Source organism: Synechococcus sp. W60.1, assembly GCF_047461575.1.
Lineage (GTDB): Bacteria > Cyanobacteriota > Cyanobacteriia > Thermostichales > Thermostichaceae > Thermostichus.
The window spans coordinates 115328-129931 of record NZ_JANSHL010000007.1 but is presented as its reverse complement, the minus strand read 5'-3'; the positions used below and the strand labels follow the sequence as shown (position 1 = coordinate 129931).

Genomic DNA, 14604 nt, shown 5'->3' with positions numbered 1-14604 from the left:
CCCCCCCCCCCCCCCCCCCCCCCCCCCCCCCCCCCCCCCCCCCCACCCCCCCCCCCCCCCCCCCCCCCCCCCCCCCCACCAATCAGGGCAGTGCCTTCCACTTCACCCTGCCGATAGCGCACCCACACACCCAAGGACAGCCCTCGATCGCTGCTTGAGACTCGAAAGGTGAAGGACCACCGGCCCACTTTGCCTCTGGGATCCACCTGGCAAATTCCAGCTCGAATATCAAATCCCACAAATGGCAATAAAGCTGTTCCCCAGCCCCCCTCTTCTTTGGCAGAAGGGCTGAGAGTGGTCGCGTCAGCGGCGCGGAGCGCTTGGGGAACGAGGTACCTATTGGGCGCGCCTCAAACGGGCTTGGAATGATCCGACAAACTCAGGCAGCGCTCCCGAATGGCTTGTAAGTTCAGGGCCAAATCTTGGCAAATGCGGCGCTCCACCAGACCGACAGGCATTCTGCGGGGAGGCTTGACCTGCAGGTGGTAGGTGAGCAAGGTTTGATGGGCCGACCAATCGGCCAGATCCCAAAACCCCTCGAAGATAAGAAAATCCCCTTGTGTTTTTTGGAAGCGAAGCTGCTGAGGAAAGATCTCCTCGATAGCCAGCACCACCGCAGCAGAAAATTGGGCAAATAAAACCTTTTGGGATCCCACTTGACGTACCAGTGTGCGGCCATTCTCACGGCCAATGACGCGACTTTCCACCAAGTTGGGAATAAACTCCGCCAGATGGTCGTAGTCGGTCAAAACCTGCCAGACCTGCTGCCGCTCCACCGGAATCAGGACGCGACCTCGCACTTGGCGGCGGCGCTCCCCCAAATCCTCCACCTCCACCTGGATGTCTGAGGACTCCGTCCCGCTGACGCCAGCAGGAATGGGGATCCCATCTTCTGGGGTGGGGTCTTGGGGATCCCATTCAGGGTCAGAAGGCATGGCGAGAACTTCAGTCGCGTAGGTGCTGTAGAGCAGTGCGGAAACCGGAGAGGGAATCGATTTTTGACTGGACAAACCATTCGCCAGCAGTTCCAATAGGCTGCCCCCCTGTGTTTTCTATTGTATCAGGGAACTGTATAGCAGATAACGAACTCTAGGGGAGAAGGGCCTGGAACCAACCGACGATCACCTGCCAAACCTGTTCTAGAAGGGCAAAGGGATCCCGCAACTCCTGCAGCACCTGCCGCGGGCCAATTCTAAAGACCACGTACAACACGGCCAAGATGATTACAATTCCCACCGTTGTCCAGATGGCCTCTCGAACCACCCGCACCCAAAAAACCAGCATAAAAATGGCGATGGCTACAGCGGCAACCAGCGGCAATGTGTCCAGTACCATCGGATCCCACCTCGTTTGGCTCAGATGTTTCAGCTAGAAATCGCAGGAGCCCCGCACTGTACCCGTAGGGTCAGTGTCGGGAGGAATGCGGAAGTTATGATAGAACCATGACCCAAGTCCTGACCGTCCCCTGCAAGCTCAAGGTGTCCCAGTCGCAGGCCGCAAAGTTGGATGCGACAATGGATGCCTTTGTGCAGGCGTTGAACTGGGTCAACCAAAACACACCAGAAAAAGTAGTCAACGCAGTCAAACTCCAGTCCCTTTGCTATTACCAGATTCGCGCTCGGTTTGGCTTGTCCAGTAACTTGGCAAGGACTACGTCCCGCTTACGCGACCAGCAGGTCTGCAGACGGCTGGCCGGTGCCCGTAAAGTTGCCCGACAGAAAAACCGTCCCGTCAAAGCGTTCAAGAGAGGCTTTGTGACCTACGATGCCCGTATCTTTTCGTTCCGCAAGAAAGACTGGTCGGTGTCGCTGACCACGGTGGAGGGTCGGGAGCGCTTTGAGCTGGCGATTGGCCGCTACCAGAGAGAACGGCTGGCGGGCTCCAATCCCAAATCTGCCACTCTGGTCAAGCGTAAAGACGGCTCCTACTCCATTCAAATCTGTGTGGAAGCGGAGCCATCCCCACCGCAACGCACGGGTAGAGTGCTGGGGGTGGACTTGGGCAGGACAGATATTGCCCATACGTCAGAGGGGGACAACTGGAATGGACAGCAGTTGAACAGAGTCCGAGACCACTACTCCAAGCTGAGGGCGGTACTCCAACGCAAAGCCAGTAAGGGCACACGCAGTTCGCGGCGCAGATGCAGAGAACTGCTGCAACGGCTGTCTGGCAAGGAGAGACGCTTTCAGTCGCGTCAGCGTTGCGTAGCAAAAACGTGGGTCAATCATCGCATCTCCAAAGCTATTGTCTCTAGGGCAAAGGCTACCAACAGCGCTATCGCCCTGGAAGACCTGACAGGGATTCGGGAAAGGGTCAATCAACAGCCACGCAGCAAAGCTGAGCGCCGCAGAACCAATAACTGGGCGTTCTACCAGCTTAGGATGTTCGTGGTCTACAAGGCTGCCATTGCCGGAGTACCTGTGGTGCTGGTTCCGCCTGCCTACACGTCGCAGACCTGCCACCGGTGTTTGCACATCCATCCCGATCCTACGCAATCCTATCGCAGTGGAAAGAAGTTTAAGTGTGGACACTGTGGATGGGAAGGGGATGCGGATTTGAATGGTGCGAATGTGATTGCGCTTTTGGGGGCTGCTGTAAACCAGCCTAGAGGTTCGTGGTTGGCTTGCCAACTGCAGGGCTACCGAAAGCCCGCCCTGTACTGCGAAGCAGTCAGGGTCGGGTAGTTTACATTTAACTCCACTGTAGCCAGCTTGAACTGAAAACAGGTGTTCGTAGATGTCCGTTGACAAGGGATCTCCTCTCGTAAAATGGGATCACCTCGAGATAACCCCTCTTTAGCTGGGCTAGACCTATGGACATCATCACCCTTGGCTGGATTGCCGTCCCCACCTTCTTCGTTCTTTCCATTGCCCTGGTGGTCTGGGGGCGCAACGGCATGTAATTTGTCATGCCTGGATTGAGCCTCACATCCATCTTGCATTCATCTTGTTGTTCCTGCCGCCGATATTGACGGGGTTACCCCCGCTCACACCATGGAAACCGATCTTCCCTTGGTCGCCCGCATCGCCTACGGAAGCATCTTTTTGCTGTTGACAGCCGTAACCCTGGGCGTTGGCTACATTACCTTCATCGACTGGCGGGATCGGCGGCGACGCAACGAAGTTGAGCGCAAAGCCCGTCGCTCCAAGCGCTAGCGCCGCTGTTGGGCCTGCTCAGGTCAGTCTTCAACCCAACTCAGGGTGGGGATGGCCAGGTAAGGCAGGGGATCCTGGGGTTGCAGTTGAGAAAGATGCCGCAGGATGCCCTGGTTAGCCTGCCACAGGGCTTGCACATCCCATCCAGCGTAGGTGGGCAGAAAGTCCGCCAGCTTGCGGTTGGCCTCCCCCAACAGGATCATGCAGCCGCGGCGGTTGCCGTTTTGCAGGTGATAGTAGGCCACGGCGGTTTGCAAAAGCCCCTGGTAGAAGCGCCGCTCTGGATCCACTGCCTCCATCCACAGGGCCTCTAGGGTGTCGTGGCAGGCGTAAAATTCCCCCCGGTTAAACTGCTCGGCGGCCAAACGCAACGCTTCTGAGTGGGCATTGCTCATGTGGCTAGGCACAGTTGTGGGCTAGGGGTGAGGTCTGCACAGGCAGGGATCCCTGCGGCAGCACCAGGGTAAAGCAGGTTTTGCCTTGAGAACTCTCCACCGAGACGCTGCCCCCCAACCGCTGCATCCACTGCTTGACCAAAGCCAGGCCCAGGCCGGTGCCGCCCCGCTTCCAGGGATCCCCGCTGGGAATGCGGTAAAACTTCTCGAAGATGCGCTCCCACTCGCTGTGGGGAATTTCTACTCCCTCGTTGATCACCCGAATTTCCACCTGCTGCGGGCCAGAGCGCTGCGCTGTTACCCAGATGTTGCACCTTGGGGGAGTATACTTGCAGGCGTTGTTGACCAGCTCCTGCACCACCCGCTCCAGGCCGCCCCGATCGGTGAGCACCTTGCCCACATTTGGCGCAATCTGCCACTGCAACCGTTGCTGGTTGGCCTGGGCCCGCTGTAGAAACGGCTCCAGCACGCTGGGCAGCCAGGTTGCCAGCGGCACTTCTTCCAGATGGAGCGTTTTGGATCCCTGCTCCAACCGCTGCAGATCCAGCAGGTCGTTCACCAATTCCGCCTCCCGCTCACACTCCTGCTCCAAAATCTTGAGATATTGCTCTCGTTTTTGGGGGGCGCGGGCGGTTTTCAGCAGTTGGATGGCCATCCTCATGTTGGTGATGGGGGTGCGCAGCTCGTGGGAGACGGTGCTCAAAAAATCATCTTTGAGGCGGTTGAGGCGCTCCAGCTCACCAATTTGCTGCACAGAAGCCTGGTAGAGGCGGGCCTGGCGGATGGCAATGGCGCAGTGATCCGCCACCTGCTGCACCACCTGCACCTCCAGTTCATCAAAGCACTCGGCTGCCGGCTTCGCCAGCCAGAGATCCCCCAGCACCCCTTGGTCATCCCGCAGCGGGCACACCAGCAGGGTCAGCCCTTCCCGACGGGGGATCCAGCCCTGCCCAGGCAAGTGGCAGAATTGCACCGCTTGACCCCCTTGCAGGTGCCGGTAAAGATCGGGGTAGTCGGCCAAGGTCAGGGTGATCCCACCGACGGGCGGTAGGGCAGAGGTGTATTCGTAGCGCACCGTGGCTTGGCCGGCTGCCCAATCGTAGAGACAGAGATCGCACCCTTGGATGGACAGCCCCAGAGCCAATTCTTGCACCACTGCCCGCAGGATCTGGGCTTCCTCCAAACTGCTGCGCACCTGGTCGGTGACCCGCTGCAAGAGGGCATCCATAGCCAGAGATCGCTGCAGGGCCGCCGTCCGCTCCTGCACCTCCTGCTCCAGACGGGCGTTGAGGGTTTGCAACTGCCGGTAGAGCTGATTTTGCGTAATGGACAGGGCCAAATGTACCCCGACCCGACTCATCAGCTCTTGCTCTGCAGCTGACCAAGCCTTAGGCTCGTCAATTTTCAGCTCCCGCCAGGCAGCAAAAGAGATCAAAGGCAGTTCTTGTCTGGGATCCCCCTGGGTAAACCAACGGTAGCCCGCCCAGTGGGTTTCTTGGCAGATGGCCGCGCGAAACACGCTCAGCCAGCCCACCGGCTGGTCATTCCAGGCGAGCTGGGCCACCAGCAGGCCACGAATGGGTGTCTGCTTCATCTGCTCTTGCAGCTCCGGCCATTTCTCCAAGTGGGAGAGCGACCACATCTTCACCCAGCCCCCCGCTCCTCCGGCCCTTCCGAGCTGCTCCTGTAGCCAGGTGTCGTAGCTGGCCGGGGGTTGCACGCCATGACAACAGAGGGTGTCTGCGCCCATAAAGTGGATCCGCAGCCGCGCCCCGATCCCCTGCAAACCGGCAGCAAGCTGCTCCAGCACCGTGGTCAAGGTCGTCTCCGGGTGCAGGGGCGAATAAACCAGGGCAGCAATTTGGTTGATTAGGCGTTCCTGCTGCGCCTTTTGCCGCGCTTGCTCCAGCAATTCCGCCTGAGCAATGGCAATGGAAACTTGATCCGCCAGCAACTGCACCACCTGCAGCTCTTCTTGGGAGTAGGGACGAGGCTCAGCATGATGGGAGACCAACAGCCCCCATAGCTCCTGGTGATGCATCAGGGGAACCACCAAGGAAGAGGCCACCCCCATGGATTTCAAATAGTGGACATGGCAGGGATCCACGGGCCGCTGCAGCGGCTCGCCCAGAGGAACCCTAGCAGACAACCCCCAAGACTCCGGCTGGCTGATGGAACGGCTTTGCGCCTCTACATCCACAATTACCCGCGCCTGGGCCGAACGAAACAACCGCCGCGCCTCCACCGGAATATCCCCTGCCGGGAAAGTCAGCCCCAAGAGCGAGGGCAGCCGCTCCCCGCCTCGTGCTTCCGCCACCACCGTCCCATGCCCTTCCGGGTCGAAGCGGTACACCTTCACCCGATCCGTTTCCAGAAAAGACCGTATCTCTTCCGCCGTTGCCTTGAGGATTTCCTCCAGCTCCAGGGATTGCCGAATCTGGTGGGTGATGCGGTTGATGAGGGCATCTCGGCTGGGTCGAGCTGCGGCAGCCCACGTTTCAGTATCCATAGTTGCAAGCCCCTAGCCCCTGGAATTAGCGGAAAGTACCTAAAAATACATTCCTTTTTTCCAGCATAGGATGCCTTTGAGAAGAGCAGTCGGAGTTGAAAAGAAAAGTTAAAGAAAAAGTTAAAAATGGCAACCCAGGGTTTCCCGGGTTGGAATCGTCTGAGATCGGGTGAGATCTAGGGTCGGGAATGGCCTACGGTCCACCCGCGCCATCGGAAAGCAGAGCTAGGGGAGAGGCAACCGAAACAGGCGAGCAGCGTTCTGGCTGGTTTCTTCTGCCAGTTTTTCCGGTGGGATCCCAAGCAGCTCCGCCAAGGTTTGGGCCACCCGCTGCACGTAAGCCGGCTCGTTGCGTTTGCCGCGGAAGGGGGTGGGAGCCAGAAAAGGGCAATCCGTTTCCACCAAAAGCTGGGATAGGGGCACCTCCAAGGCCGACCGGCGGACAGTCTCGGCATTTTTGAAAGTGACAATGCCGCTGAAGCTAATGAAGCAGCCCAGCTCGACAAACAGCCGCGTCTCCTCCGGGGATCCGCTCCAGCAATGCATCACCGCCCGCACTGGCCCCCCCGTGGCCATGGCCTCCTTGAGGATGGCGTAGGTGGCTGCTGCCGCCTCGCGGCAATGGACGATCAACGCCAGATCCTGCGCTTGGGCAATGGCAATCTGGGCCCAGAAGGATTCTTTTTGCCGCTCGATATCCGCCGGGTTGGACTTGTAGAAATCCAGGCCTGTCTCCCCGATAGCCACCACTCGCTCGTCGCTGGCGGCCAGGTGGGCGATCTTTTCGGCCAAATCGGGCTGCCACTGGCCCGCCTCCAAAGGGTGCAGCCCCACCGACAAAAATACTTCCGGATACTGGTCGGCAATGGCCTGCAACTGGGGGAATTCTGCTGGTGTTACACAAGAATGCACCAAACGCCGGATCCCCGTCTGACGCCAGCGCTCGGCCACCTGGGGCAGATCCGCGGCAAAATCGGGGTAATTGAGGTGGACGTGAGTATCCACCAAAGGAGCAGCAGGTAAGACGGCGGTGCTCAAGGCTCAGCTCCCCAACAATCGTGTTGCCAACCTTATCCAATTGTAAAAGCTGTCCCCGGCCTGCTTGGGATCCCTTCTGGCGCTCCCGTTTGCCGGCGAGCTCCCCTTGCGACGGCTCCTGGGGGGGCAGGATGATCCACAATGATTGAGGAAACCTTACGCTGGAGGTTTGTTATGGCCCGTACCCCCTCAACCATGCTGCCTTTGGGCACCCCAGCCCCTGACTTCAGCCTACCGGATGTGGTGAGCGGCCAAACCATCTCCCTCTCCACCTTTGCCGACAAGCCGGCCCTGCTGGTGATGTTCATCTGCCAGCACTGTCCCTATGTGAAGCACGTGCAAGAGGAGCTGGCCCGCCTTGGCAGAGATTACAAGGATCGCGGCGTCGGCATTGTAGCCATCAGCGCCAACGATGTGGAGAAATACCCGGATGACAGCCCAGAGAACTTGAAGAAGATGGCCGAGACCTTGGGCTTTACCTTCCCCTTCTGTTACGACGAAAGCCAAGAGGTGGCCAAAGCCTTCACCGCTGCCTGCACCCCCGACTTTTTCTTGTTCGACGCGGATCGCAAGTTGGTCTATCGTGGTCAACTGGACGACAGCCGTCCCAGCCTGACCGATGTGCCGGTGACGGGCAAAGATTTGCGGGCGGCGCTGGATAACCTTCTGGCCGGCAAGCCCATCGATCCCGACCAAAAGCCCAGCCTGGGCTGCAACATCAAGTGGAAACCTGGCAATGAGCCTGCTTATTTCGGTGGTGCTTATTTCGCTGGGTAGATCCCGCTTTTTTGAATCGCGGCCAGGGCCTGTCGATGCAAGCTGGGGTTGGCTGCCGCCAACACTTCTCCCGTGGAGGTGCGGGTTAAGGGATCCCCTCGCCAATCGGTAATCACGCCACCGGATCCCTCAATCACCGGCACAAGGGCAGCAAAATCGTAGAGGGCAAGGCCACACTCCATCACCAGATCCACACAGCCGCTGGCCAGCAGGCCGTACTGGTAGCCATCGCCCCCATAGGAGGTAATGTGAACTGCTTGGCTGAGCCCCTGGAAGCACCGTTGTTGGTCGGGTTGGGTGAACAAATCAGGGGTGGTACAGCTCAAGTAGGCGCGGCTGAGGTCGGTATTGGCCTTGGTTTGAGCAGCCTGTCGGTGAGAGGGGGTCATCCATTGGGTGGGTTGTCCCCGCACCCCCAGCCAGCGTTCCCGCAACACCGGTTGATCGATGATGCCCAAAATGGGGCGGTCTTCTTCCAAGAGGGCAATCAAAGTGGCAAAGGTGGGCTTGCCGGTGGAAAAGGCGATGGTGCCATCCAAGGGATCCAAAACCCAAGTGTAGAGGGATCCCGTCTGGTGAAAACCAAACTCTTCGCCAAGGATGTTGTGTTCTGGCACTTGGGCCATCAGCAAAGCCCGCATGGCCCGCTCTGCCTCCCGGTCGGCCACCGTCACAATTGGGGAGCGGGCCTCTTTGTATTCGGCTTGCAGTTCTCCGCGAAACAGGGGGCGAATCACCGCTCCGGCAGCATCGGCCAGGGCCTGGGCCAGTTCAATCCACTCTGCCTTGACCACCTTTTGCCCACCCCATCTGCCCCTTCCCTTTCTTAGCATAGGGAAAAATTTCCTCTCGGTTTATGCGGTCTGGCTTGCTCTTAACTCCTCTGGAATGGCTTTGGACGGCGATTGGGGTCCTCCTGACCATTTTGGGCACCCTAACCCATTTGAGTTTTCCGCCCGGGCTGCCTGGGTTGGGGGGATACAGCTTCTCGCTGCAAATTGGGGGCGTGTTGCTGACGGCTTGTTTGGCGGGGCCGGTGGCGGCGGTGTGCGCCCAGATCGTCTACCTGGGGTTGGGGCTGGCAGGGCTACAGGTGTTTGCCCAAGGGGGAGGGTGGCAGTACCTATACCAGCCTGCCTTTGGCTACTTGCTGGGGTTTCTGCCAGGAGCCTGGGCCTGCGGGACAATTGCTTTTCGGCAACGGGATCCCTATCCACCCCCTTCTCCTCTGGCCCGCCAACGTGCTGTCGATGGGAAGCGGTTGGCAGGAGGGATCCCTGACTCCCCGGTGGGCCTCCAAGAGTTGGGATCCGGCAGCTTGGTGGCTTTGGCCTTGGTTCACCTGACCGGGATTCTTTACCTTTTGGCCACACAACCCTGGAATGGGGAGTTGCTGAGGTTGATAGGGCTTTACTCCGGCTATACTCTGCCGGGACAGATCATCGTGGCCAGCTTTGTTGCGGTGATAGCGTTGCTGTTGCGGCGCTTGCTGCTGCTCTGAAGCAAGGGAATCAACTCTGCGCAAAGGCCCATGCAGATTTGGGTCGGGGCGCATCTTTTCTCAAGCTGCAGAGGCAGAAAGTAACTTAGAAAAGTAACTTAGAGCTGTGCCGCTCAAGCGGTGGTACAGATTCTGGTCAAGTCTTGCCAGGATGGATGGGTTTGCGTGAGGAACTGCGGGATGCAACGGACTGCTCTGATCCTTTTGGCCACCGGCTTTTTGGCAACCGGGCTGGCTGCCTGTGGAGATGGCGGCAGCTCAGGGGGTTCGATCCTGCCCCCACCCCAAGGCCCAACGGTTTCGTTTATCAATGCGCCCACCTCGGTGCGGGTAGGCACCTCCACGCCGGCTTTTACGGTGCAGGTGAGTGTGCCGGGTGGTGCTCGTCCAACGCAGTTCCTCGAGCTGGAAACTTTCAACCCCAGCGGCGTGCGCGTGCAAAGGGAATTCTTCAGCCCACAGCAGGCCGGCTGTAACCCTGGGGCCACCTTTTGTAGCTTCAGTACCGATTTCCGCGTTGCCCTCGGGGATCCCATTGGCGTTTGGCAGTTCCGGATTACCGCGTTTGACCAACAGAATCGCTCCGGATCCCAAACACTGCTGATTACAGCCTTCCAGTAGGCAAGCAGAGTTGCCGGTTTTGGGGTGAGGCCACTCACTCTAGAGGGGAATGCCCACCAGCGGGCCGAAGTCCGAACAAGGACTGAATCTTGCTCACCGCTGCGGCTTTCTTCCTGCTTCCACAACCCCTAACCAGCAGCAGCTTGCGTCGCCGCACCGCCGGAGGGATCTCCACAGGCGTCAATTTCCCCAGGGCTAGCGTTCCGCGCCGCCGGTGCGACCGGCAGAGTTCCACAAAAATAGGGCCGGAGGCATGTCCCCTCAAGCTATGAGCCGGTTATCACTTGGGTTCGCAAGCTGCCCAAGGCGGGATCCCCTACTCCAGGTCTCGACGGTTGGGGTTGCGGGAGGGGTCGTTGCTCAAAAAACCAAACACAAAAAGCCCCACAAAAAAGATGACAACCGCGTAAACAGAGATTTTCAGTAACAGCATAGTTTCAGCAACCCGTTTCCGACTGAGTGAACTGATGAAGCGATAAGGCAATCGTAAAACAAGGGTGAACCACCCCAGAGAGGGGATCCCGTTCAACCTGAGACCCCGCAAAACTTCTTCACAACATCATACCTCTCAGCGGCCCTTTTTCCCGCAAATGGCCCCAGTCTCCCCCCGAGAGATCCTTTCATCCCATCCTCAGAAAAGGCTGCAAAGCCCGGCATGTCGGGGATCCCCGGCAAGAGCAGAGATTGTTAAGAAATATTTTGGACTGGAAACAAAGATTGCCGCTCCTCAGCGGCGGCAGCGCTCGCGGGCGACTGGGACATAGGAAGATATAATTTGCGGCTTTGCCGGTCTTGCCGGACCTGTGTTGGATTTGCCCATGCCTTTTGATCGGTTAGGTGACTTAGAGGCTCTGGATGGGCGGTCGGGAGCTCAGCCGCAAACTGCGTCGGGGATCTATCGGCCTCAGGAGTTGCCGCTTTCCGATGGGATCCCAGCTTTTCTGCACCACTGGCCCCAGGGATCCCCTTGTGGAAGGGTGTTGCTTTTGCACGGCAAAGGGGATCACGGCGGCGGGTTTTGCCCTTTGGCCGGCGAGTTGGCTGCTCAAGGGTGGGAGGTTTTGGCTCCCGACATGCGGGGATTTGGTCGCTCCGGCGGGATCCGCTGCTGGATCGACCGTTTCAGCCAATATCAAGCCGATCTGGAGAGGATCACGCAGCAGATTTGGCCGCAGAAAGGGATCCCGCAGATCTGGTGCGGGTACAGCGCGGGGGCCAACTGGGTTACGGAATATGCCCTCGCCCATCCCGACCAAGTGCAGGGCCTGGTTCTCATCTCTCCGGCTTTTCGCATCGACCACTATTTCACCCCTTTTACCCACGCCCTTCTGCAAGTTTTGGACAGGGTTATTCCCCAGTTGGCCTTGACCGGCCTCTACGAGCCAGCGCGGGTGACTTCCCTACCCGAGCAGCAAGCCGCCTTTGCGGCGGATCCCCACATGTGTGGTGTAACGCGGGCCAGATTCACAGCCGAACTGGTGCGCAGTGGACAGCGCTGCCTCGACCAAGCCCATCGGCTCCGCCTGCCGGTTTTGCTGCTTTACACCTCTGCCGATATCGTCGTCAATCCTGCCGGAGCTGTGGATTTTGCCCGTCGGCTGCCCCAGGGAGAAATCCACGATTTTCCCCAGTCCCGCCACGATCTTTTACACGACTGCCAAGCGGAAGCGGTAAAAGAGACCCTTCGCCGCTGGCTGGCTCGGCATTTTCCCTCTGCCCCGGATGTCGCCCCTCGCCCAACGACCAACTCAGCCCCTACCGACCTCATGGCAAAATAGAAACGCCCTCTTTCCCCCTGCTCTCATGAGCCAAGACCTGATCTACCGTCCCCGTCGGCTGCGGCGCACAGAGGCCTTCCGCCAGATGGTGCAGGAAACCCACCTGCGGGTGCAGGATCTGATCTATCCCCTGTTTGTCATGGAGGGGGAGAACCAGCGGCAGGAAGTGGAGTCGATGCCCGGCTGCTACCGCTACACCCTAGACCTGCTGCTGAAAGAGGTGGAAGAAGCCGCTCAACTGGGGATCCCGGCGGTGGCCCTGTTCCCGGTGGTGCCGGAAGAGAAAAAGGATCCCACCGGGCAGGAGTGCTTCAACCCAGAGGGCTTGATCCAGCGGTCGGTGCGGCGGATTAAACAGGAAATTCCCGAGATTTTGGTGGTAACCGATGTGGCTTTGGATCCTTACAACAGCGACGGCCACGACGGCATTGTGCGGGATGGGGTGATCCTCAACGACGAGACGGTGGAAGTTTTGGTCAAGCAAGCCCTCTCCCAAGCAGAGGCGGGAACCGACATTGTGGCCCCCTCGGACATGATGGACGGTCGTGTCGGTGCCATTCGGGAGGCCCTGGATGACCAAGGCTACACCGATGTGGCGATCCTGGCCTACTCCGCCAAATATGCCTCTGCCTTCTACGGCCCCTTCCGCGATGCCCTGGGATCCGCGCCCAAATCGGGAGACAAGAAAAGCTATCAAATGGATCCCGCCAATGCTCGGGAAGCCATCAAGGAAGTGGAGCTGGACGAAGCCGAGGGGGCGGACATGGTGATGGTGAAGCCGGCCCTGGCCTACCTGGACATCATCTACCGAGTTAAGGAATCGACGGATCTGCCCGTGGCTGCCTACAACGTCAGCGGCGAGTACGCCATGATCAAAGCCGCCGAACAAAAAGGCTGGATCGACGGCAAAAAAGTGATGATGGAATCCCTGCTGGCCATGAAGCGGGCCGGTGCCGATATCATCCTCACCTACTTTGCCAAAGAGGTGGCCTTGCTTCTCAAACAAGCCTAGGCAGAGGCAGCCTACGGCCTGGCAGACGGCTGGGTGGACTGCCCGATCCAGGAAGGGTGGGTGTTCTTCTCGTCGTCCGCCACCCAGGTACTGGGATCCACCAAACGCACCTGAATTTGATTGCGTGGCACCCGATTCAGCCGTTCCTTGATCAGGGCCTCCTGCTGCAAGGGATCCATACCTCGATCCACCCCCTCCTGCAGCCGAGAAATCCGAGTGGACAAGACCTCGATATGCCGCTCCAGAACCTGGAGCCGGTGGTGCTGAGCCAACTGCACCGGCAAGAGGCGATACAAACCACTGAGGGCAGCCGCCGTAAACAAGACATTCACCCCGATGTGACAGGCCATCTCCCAGACTTGAGGCTCGTGGCCAGGTTCTTGCCGTCCGCGCCGGCGGGAGCGCTGGACAGGGATCGTCCGCCGACCGGAAATTGGGAGAGAGGAGGGAAACCCTGCCCGAACCAGGGATCCCTGCCCTTGGGAGCGATGCACTCGTGGAGCAACAGAGATGTCCAGCCGCGGCCCAGCAACCTGCTCTGCACGCATAGACACGTGGCGAGCCGGGGTACGGGAAGAAGACTTGGGTGTCACGGGTGAAGGGAAGAAAATAGGGGGACGATGAACCACCTCTGCTGCCAAGAAGCGCAGCTAGGGCCTATTGAAGCCGATTTTTCCAGGTGTGTCAGGCTTTGCCGCAAAACATTTTTATTCTTGGGCTTTCTTGGGCTCTGCCACTTCGCCAAGCTCAGCAAACGGATGGCGGGATCCCAGGCAATGGCCAACGCGGGACAGGAAACGCGCTAGGCTAGAGGTTCGAATAGCGGAAAGGCTCTGCACCGTTCAAAGGACAAGGGCGGCACAGGGCTTGTGCAGATGCAAGTCGGATCCACATCATGCGCATTGTCATCACGGGTGGAAGTGGTTTTATCGGGCGTCGCTTGGTGGCCCGTCTGCTGGAGCAAGGGGATCAGGTTTTGGTCTTGACCCGCCGCCTGGAGCAGGCCCGCCGCATTTTGGGGGAATCCCCCAACCTCAAGCTGCTGCCCTACGATCCCTACCAACCGCAAGCCTGGGCAGCCGCCCTGGAAGGGTACGAGGGGATTGTCAACTTGGCCGGAGAGCCTTTGGCTTCTTCTCGCTGGACAGAGACCAAGAAAAAAGAAATCCGTCGTAGCCGTGTGGAAACCACCCAGGCCCTTGTCCAAGCCCTCGCCTCCCTCAACCAAAAGCCCCAGGTGATGATCAGCAGCTCGGCGGTGGGTTACTACGGATCCCATCCGGCAGGAGAACCCTTAACAGAGACGGATCCCCCGGCCCAAGATTTTCTGGCAGAAGTCTGTCAAGCTTGGGAAGCTGCCGCCCGGCCGGTTGAGGAATTGGGGATCCGTTTGGCCATCCTGCGCACGGGGATTGTGTTGGGTCCGGATGGAGGAGCGCTGGGGCAGATGCTGGCCCCCTTTCAGTTCTTTATCGGCGGAACGATCGGCTCCGGCAAACAATGGCTGTCTTGGATCCACCGCGAGGATTGGGTGAGCTTGGTCTGCTTCCTGCTGGAGCAGGGATCCGGAGTGTTCAACGCCACCGCTCCCAACCCGGTGCAGATGGAAGAGTTTTGCCGAACCTTAGGCCAGGTCTTGGGTCGCCCCTCTTGGTTGCCTGTGCCGGAGCTGGCGTTGGAACTGCTGTTGGGCGAGGCAGCTCAAGTGGTTTTGACGGGGCAGAAAGTGATCCCGCAAGCGGCTTTGCAGATGGGCTTTACCTTCCAGTACCCACAACTGAAAGAGGCATTACGACAGATCCTCCTCCCCCGCTGACT

The 14604-nt window shown here is 59.1% G+C and carries 17 protein-coding genes; 9 read left to right on the top strand and 8 right to left on the bottom strand.

Annotation, left to right across the window (positions count from 1 at the left end):
* Positions 1-350: 350 nt before the first annotated feature.
* Together NW805_RS08465 and NW805_RS08460 are read right to left on the bottom strand one after the other, a co-directional pair.
* Positions 351-935, bottom strand: coding sequence for an SRPBCC family protein (locus NW805_RS08465; RefSeq protein ID WP_414342286.1), 585 nt, complete (start codon positions 933-935; stop codon positions 351-353).
* 154 nt (positions 936-1089) lie between these two features.
* Positions 1090-1335 (bottom strand): hypothetical protein, encoded by a 246-nt coding sequence (locus NW805_RS08460; RefSeq protein WP_049749597.1) that lies wholly within the window; start codon positions 1333-1335, stop codon positions 1090-1092.
* 107 nt (positions 1336-1442) lie between these two features.
* Between NW805_RS08460 and NW805_RS08455 the strand changes: the two genes are divergently transcribed.
* The 3 genes from NW805_RS08455 (at position 1443) to NW805_RS08445 (ending at position 3155) form a co-directional block, all read left to right on the top strand.
* Entirely contained in the window at positions 1443-2684 is a 1242-nt protein-coding gene (locus NW805_RS08455; protein WP_414422226.1) for an RNA-guided endonuclease InsQ/TnpB family protein, read from the top strand.
* A gap of 128 nt (positions 2685-2812) precedes the next feature.
* Positions 2813-2902, top strand: coding sequence for a cytochrome b6-f complex subunit PetN (locus NW805_RS08450; protein WP_244349857.1), 90 nt, complete (start codon positions 2813-2815; stop codon positions 2900-2902).
* Positions 2903-2993: 91 nt separating this feature from the next.
* Positions 2994-3155, top strand: coding sequence for a hypothetical protein (locus tag NW805_RS08445; RefSeq protein ID WP_011434030.1), 162 nt, complete (start codon positions 2994-2996; stop codon positions 3153-3155).
* A gap of 23 nt (positions 3156-3178) precedes the next feature.
* Here the strand turns inward: NW805_RS08445 and NW805_RS08440 are convergent, their stop codons facing one another.
* The 3 genes from NW805_RS08440 to NW805_RS08430 form a co-directional block, all read right to left on the bottom strand.
* Positions 3179-3550 carry a DUF309 domain-containing protein gene (locus tag NW805_RS08440; protein WP_011434029.1) on the bottom strand — a complete coding sequence of 124 codons (372 nt, stop codon included), beginning with the start codon at positions 3548-3550 and terminating at the stop codon, positions 3179-3181.
* A 4-nt stretch (positions 3551-3554) separates the two neighbouring features.
* On the bottom strand, positions 3555-6059 hold the full coding sequence (locus NW805_RS08435; protein WP_414422225.1) for a GAF domain-containing protein: 2505 nt from the start codon (positions 6057-6059) through the stop codon (positions 3555-3557).
* A 225-nt stretch (positions 6060-6284) separates the two neighbouring features.
* Positions 6285-7097: a TatD family hydrolase gene (locus tag NW805_RS08430; RefSeq protein ID WP_414413526.1), complete on the bottom strand. Its 813-nt coding sequence runs from the start codon at positions 7095-7097 to the stop codon at positions 6285-6287.
* A gap of 174 nt (positions 7098-7271) precedes the next feature.
* Between NW805_RS08430 and NW805_RS08425 the strand changes: the two genes are divergently transcribed.
* Complete coding sequence (locus NW805_RS08425; RefSeq protein WP_414422224.1) at positions 7272-7874, top strand: thioredoxin family protein; 603 nt, start codon at positions 7272-7274, stop codon at positions 7872-7874.
* On the opposite strand, the gene NW805_RS08420 is transcribed toward NW805_RS08425, so the two are convergent.
* Positions 7859-8707 carry an inositol monophosphatase family protein gene (locus tag NW805_RS08420; protein ID WP_414422223.1) on the bottom strand — a complete coding sequence of 283 codons (849 nt, stop codon included), beginning with the start codon at positions 8705-8707 and terminating at the stop codon, positions 7859-7861. The two genes, NW805_RS08425 and NW805_RS08420, sit on opposite strands and share 16 nt — an antisense overlap.
* A gap of 23 nt (positions 8708-8730) precedes the next feature.
* Here NW805_RS08420 and NW805_RS08415 point away from each other — a divergent pair, with 23 nt between their 5' ends.
* Positions 8731-9375 carry a biotin transporter BioY gene (locus NW805_RS08415; RefSeq protein WP_414422222.1) on the top strand — a complete coding sequence of 215 codons (645 nt, stop codon included), beginning with the start codon at positions 8731-8733 and terminating at the stop codon, positions 9373-9375.
* Positions 9376-9555: 180 nt separating this feature from the next.
* On the top strand, positions 9556-9996 hold the full coding sequence (locus NW805_RS08410) for a hypothetical protein (protein WP_414422221.1): 441 nt from the start codon (positions 9556-9558) through the stop codon (positions 9994-9996).
* Positions 9997-10312: 316 nt separating this feature from the next.
* On the opposite strand, the gene NW805_RS08405 is transcribed toward NW805_RS08410, so the two are convergent.
* Positions 10313-10429 carry a photosystem II reaction center protein I gene (locus NW805_RS08405; RefSeq protein WP_011434021.1) on the bottom strand — a complete coding sequence of 39 codons (117 nt, stop codon included), beginning with the start codon at positions 10427-10429 and terminating at the stop codon, positions 10313-10315.
* Positions 10430-10814: 385 nt separating this feature from the next.
* Between NW805_RS08405 and NW805_RS08400 the strand changes: the two genes are divergently transcribed.
* Together NW805_RS08400 and hemB are read left to right on the top strand one after the other, a co-directional pair.
* Entirely contained in the window at positions 10815-11774 is a 960-nt protein-coding gene (locus NW805_RS08400) for a lysophospholipase (protein WP_414422220.1), read from the top strand.
* A gap of 25 nt (positions 11775-11799) precedes the next feature.
* The gene (hemB, locus tag NW805_RS08395) at positions 11800-12786 is read left to right on the top strand and encodes a porphobilinogen synthase (RefSeq protein WP_414422219.1); all 987 of its coding nucleotides are present in this window, start codon (positions 11800-11802) and stop codon (positions 12784-12786) included.
* 11 nt (positions 12787-12797) lie between these two features.
* Here the strand turns inward: hemB and NW805_RS08390 are convergent, their stop codons facing one another.
* On the bottom strand, positions 12798-13334 hold the full coding sequence (locus tag NW805_RS08390) for a hypothetical protein (RefSeq protein WP_238376986.1): 537 nt from the start codon (positions 13332-13334) through the stop codon (positions 12798-12800).
* Positions 13335-13681: 347 nt separating this feature from the next.
* Here NW805_RS08390 and NW805_RS08385 point away from each other — a divergent pair, with 347 nt between their 5' ends.
* Positions 13682-14602 (top strand): TIGR01777 family oxidoreductase, encoded by a 921-nt coding sequence (locus NW805_RS08385; protein WP_414343742.1) that lies wholly within the window; start codon positions 13682-13684, stop codon positions 14600-14602.
* Positions 14603-14604: the final 2 nt, after the last annotated feature.

Excerpts from the sequence above, each read along its gene's own strand:
- NW805_RS08450 (WP_244349857.1), top strand. The coding sequence starts at position 2,813 with ATGGACATCATCACCCTTGGCTGGATTGCCGTCCCCACCTTCTTCGTT.
- NW805_RS08455 (WP_414422226.1), top strand. The coding sequence starts at position 1,443 with ATGACCCAAGTCCTGACCGTCCCCTGCAAGCTCAAGGTGTCCCAGTCG.
- NW805_RS08425 (WP_414422224.1), top strand. The coding sequence starts at position 7,272 with ATGGCCCGTACCCCCTCAACCATGCTGCCTTTGGGCACCCCAGCCCCT.
- NW805_RS08400 (WP_414422220.1), top strand. The coding sequence starts at position 10,815 with ATGCCTTTTGATCGGTTAGGTGACTTAGAGGCTCTGGATGGGCGGTCG.
- hemB (WP_414422219.1), top strand. The coding sequence starts at position 11,800 with ATGAGCCAAGACCTGATCTACCGTCCCCGTCGGCTGCGGCGCACAGAG.
- NW805_RS08390 (WP_238376986.1), bottom strand. The coding sequence starts at position 13,334 with ATGCGTGCAGAGCAGGTTGCTGGGCCGCGGCTGGACATCTCTGTTGCT.
- NW805_RS08440 (WP_011434029.1), bottom strand. The coding sequence starts at position 3,550 with ATGAGCAATGCCCACTCAGAAGCGTTGCGTTTGGCCGCCGAGCAGTTT.
- NW805_RS08415 (WP_414422222.1), top strand. The coding sequence starts at position 8,731 with ATGCGGTCTGGCTTGCTCTTAACTCCTCTGGAATGGCTTTGGACGGCG.
- NW805_RS08385 (WP_414343742.1), top strand. The coding sequence starts at position 13,682 with ATGCGCATTGTCATCACGGGTGGAAGTGGTTTTATCGGGCGTCGCTTG.
- NW805_RS08445 (WP_011434030.1), top strand. The coding sequence starts at position 2,994 with ATGGAAACCGATCTTCCCTTGGTCGCCCGCATCGCCTACGGAAGCATC.
- NW805_RS08420 (WP_414422223.1), bottom strand. The coding sequence starts at position 8,707 with ATGCTAAGAAAGGGAAGGGGCAGATGGGGTGGGCAAAAGGTGGTCAAG.
- NW805_RS08435 (WP_414422225.1), bottom strand. The coding sequence starts at position 6,059 with ATGGATACTGAAACGTGGGCTGCCGCAGCTCGACCCAGCCGAGATGCC.
- NW805_RS08410 (WP_414422221.1), top strand. The coding sequence starts at position 9,556 with ATGCAACGGACTGCTCTGATCCTTTTGGCCACCGGCTTTTTGGCAACC.
- NW805_RS08460 (WP_049749597.1), bottom strand. The coding sequence starts at position 1,335 with ATGGTACTGGACACATTGCCGCTGGTTGCCGCTGTAGCCATCGCCATT.
- NW805_RS08405 (WP_011434021.1), bottom strand. The coding sequence starts at position 10,429 with ATGCTGTTACTGAAAATCTCTGTTTACGCGGTTGTCATCTTTTTTGTG.
- NW805_RS08465 (WP_414342286.1), bottom strand. The coding sequence starts at position 935 with ATGCCTTCTGACCCTGAATGGGATCCCCAAGACCCCACCCCAGAAGAT.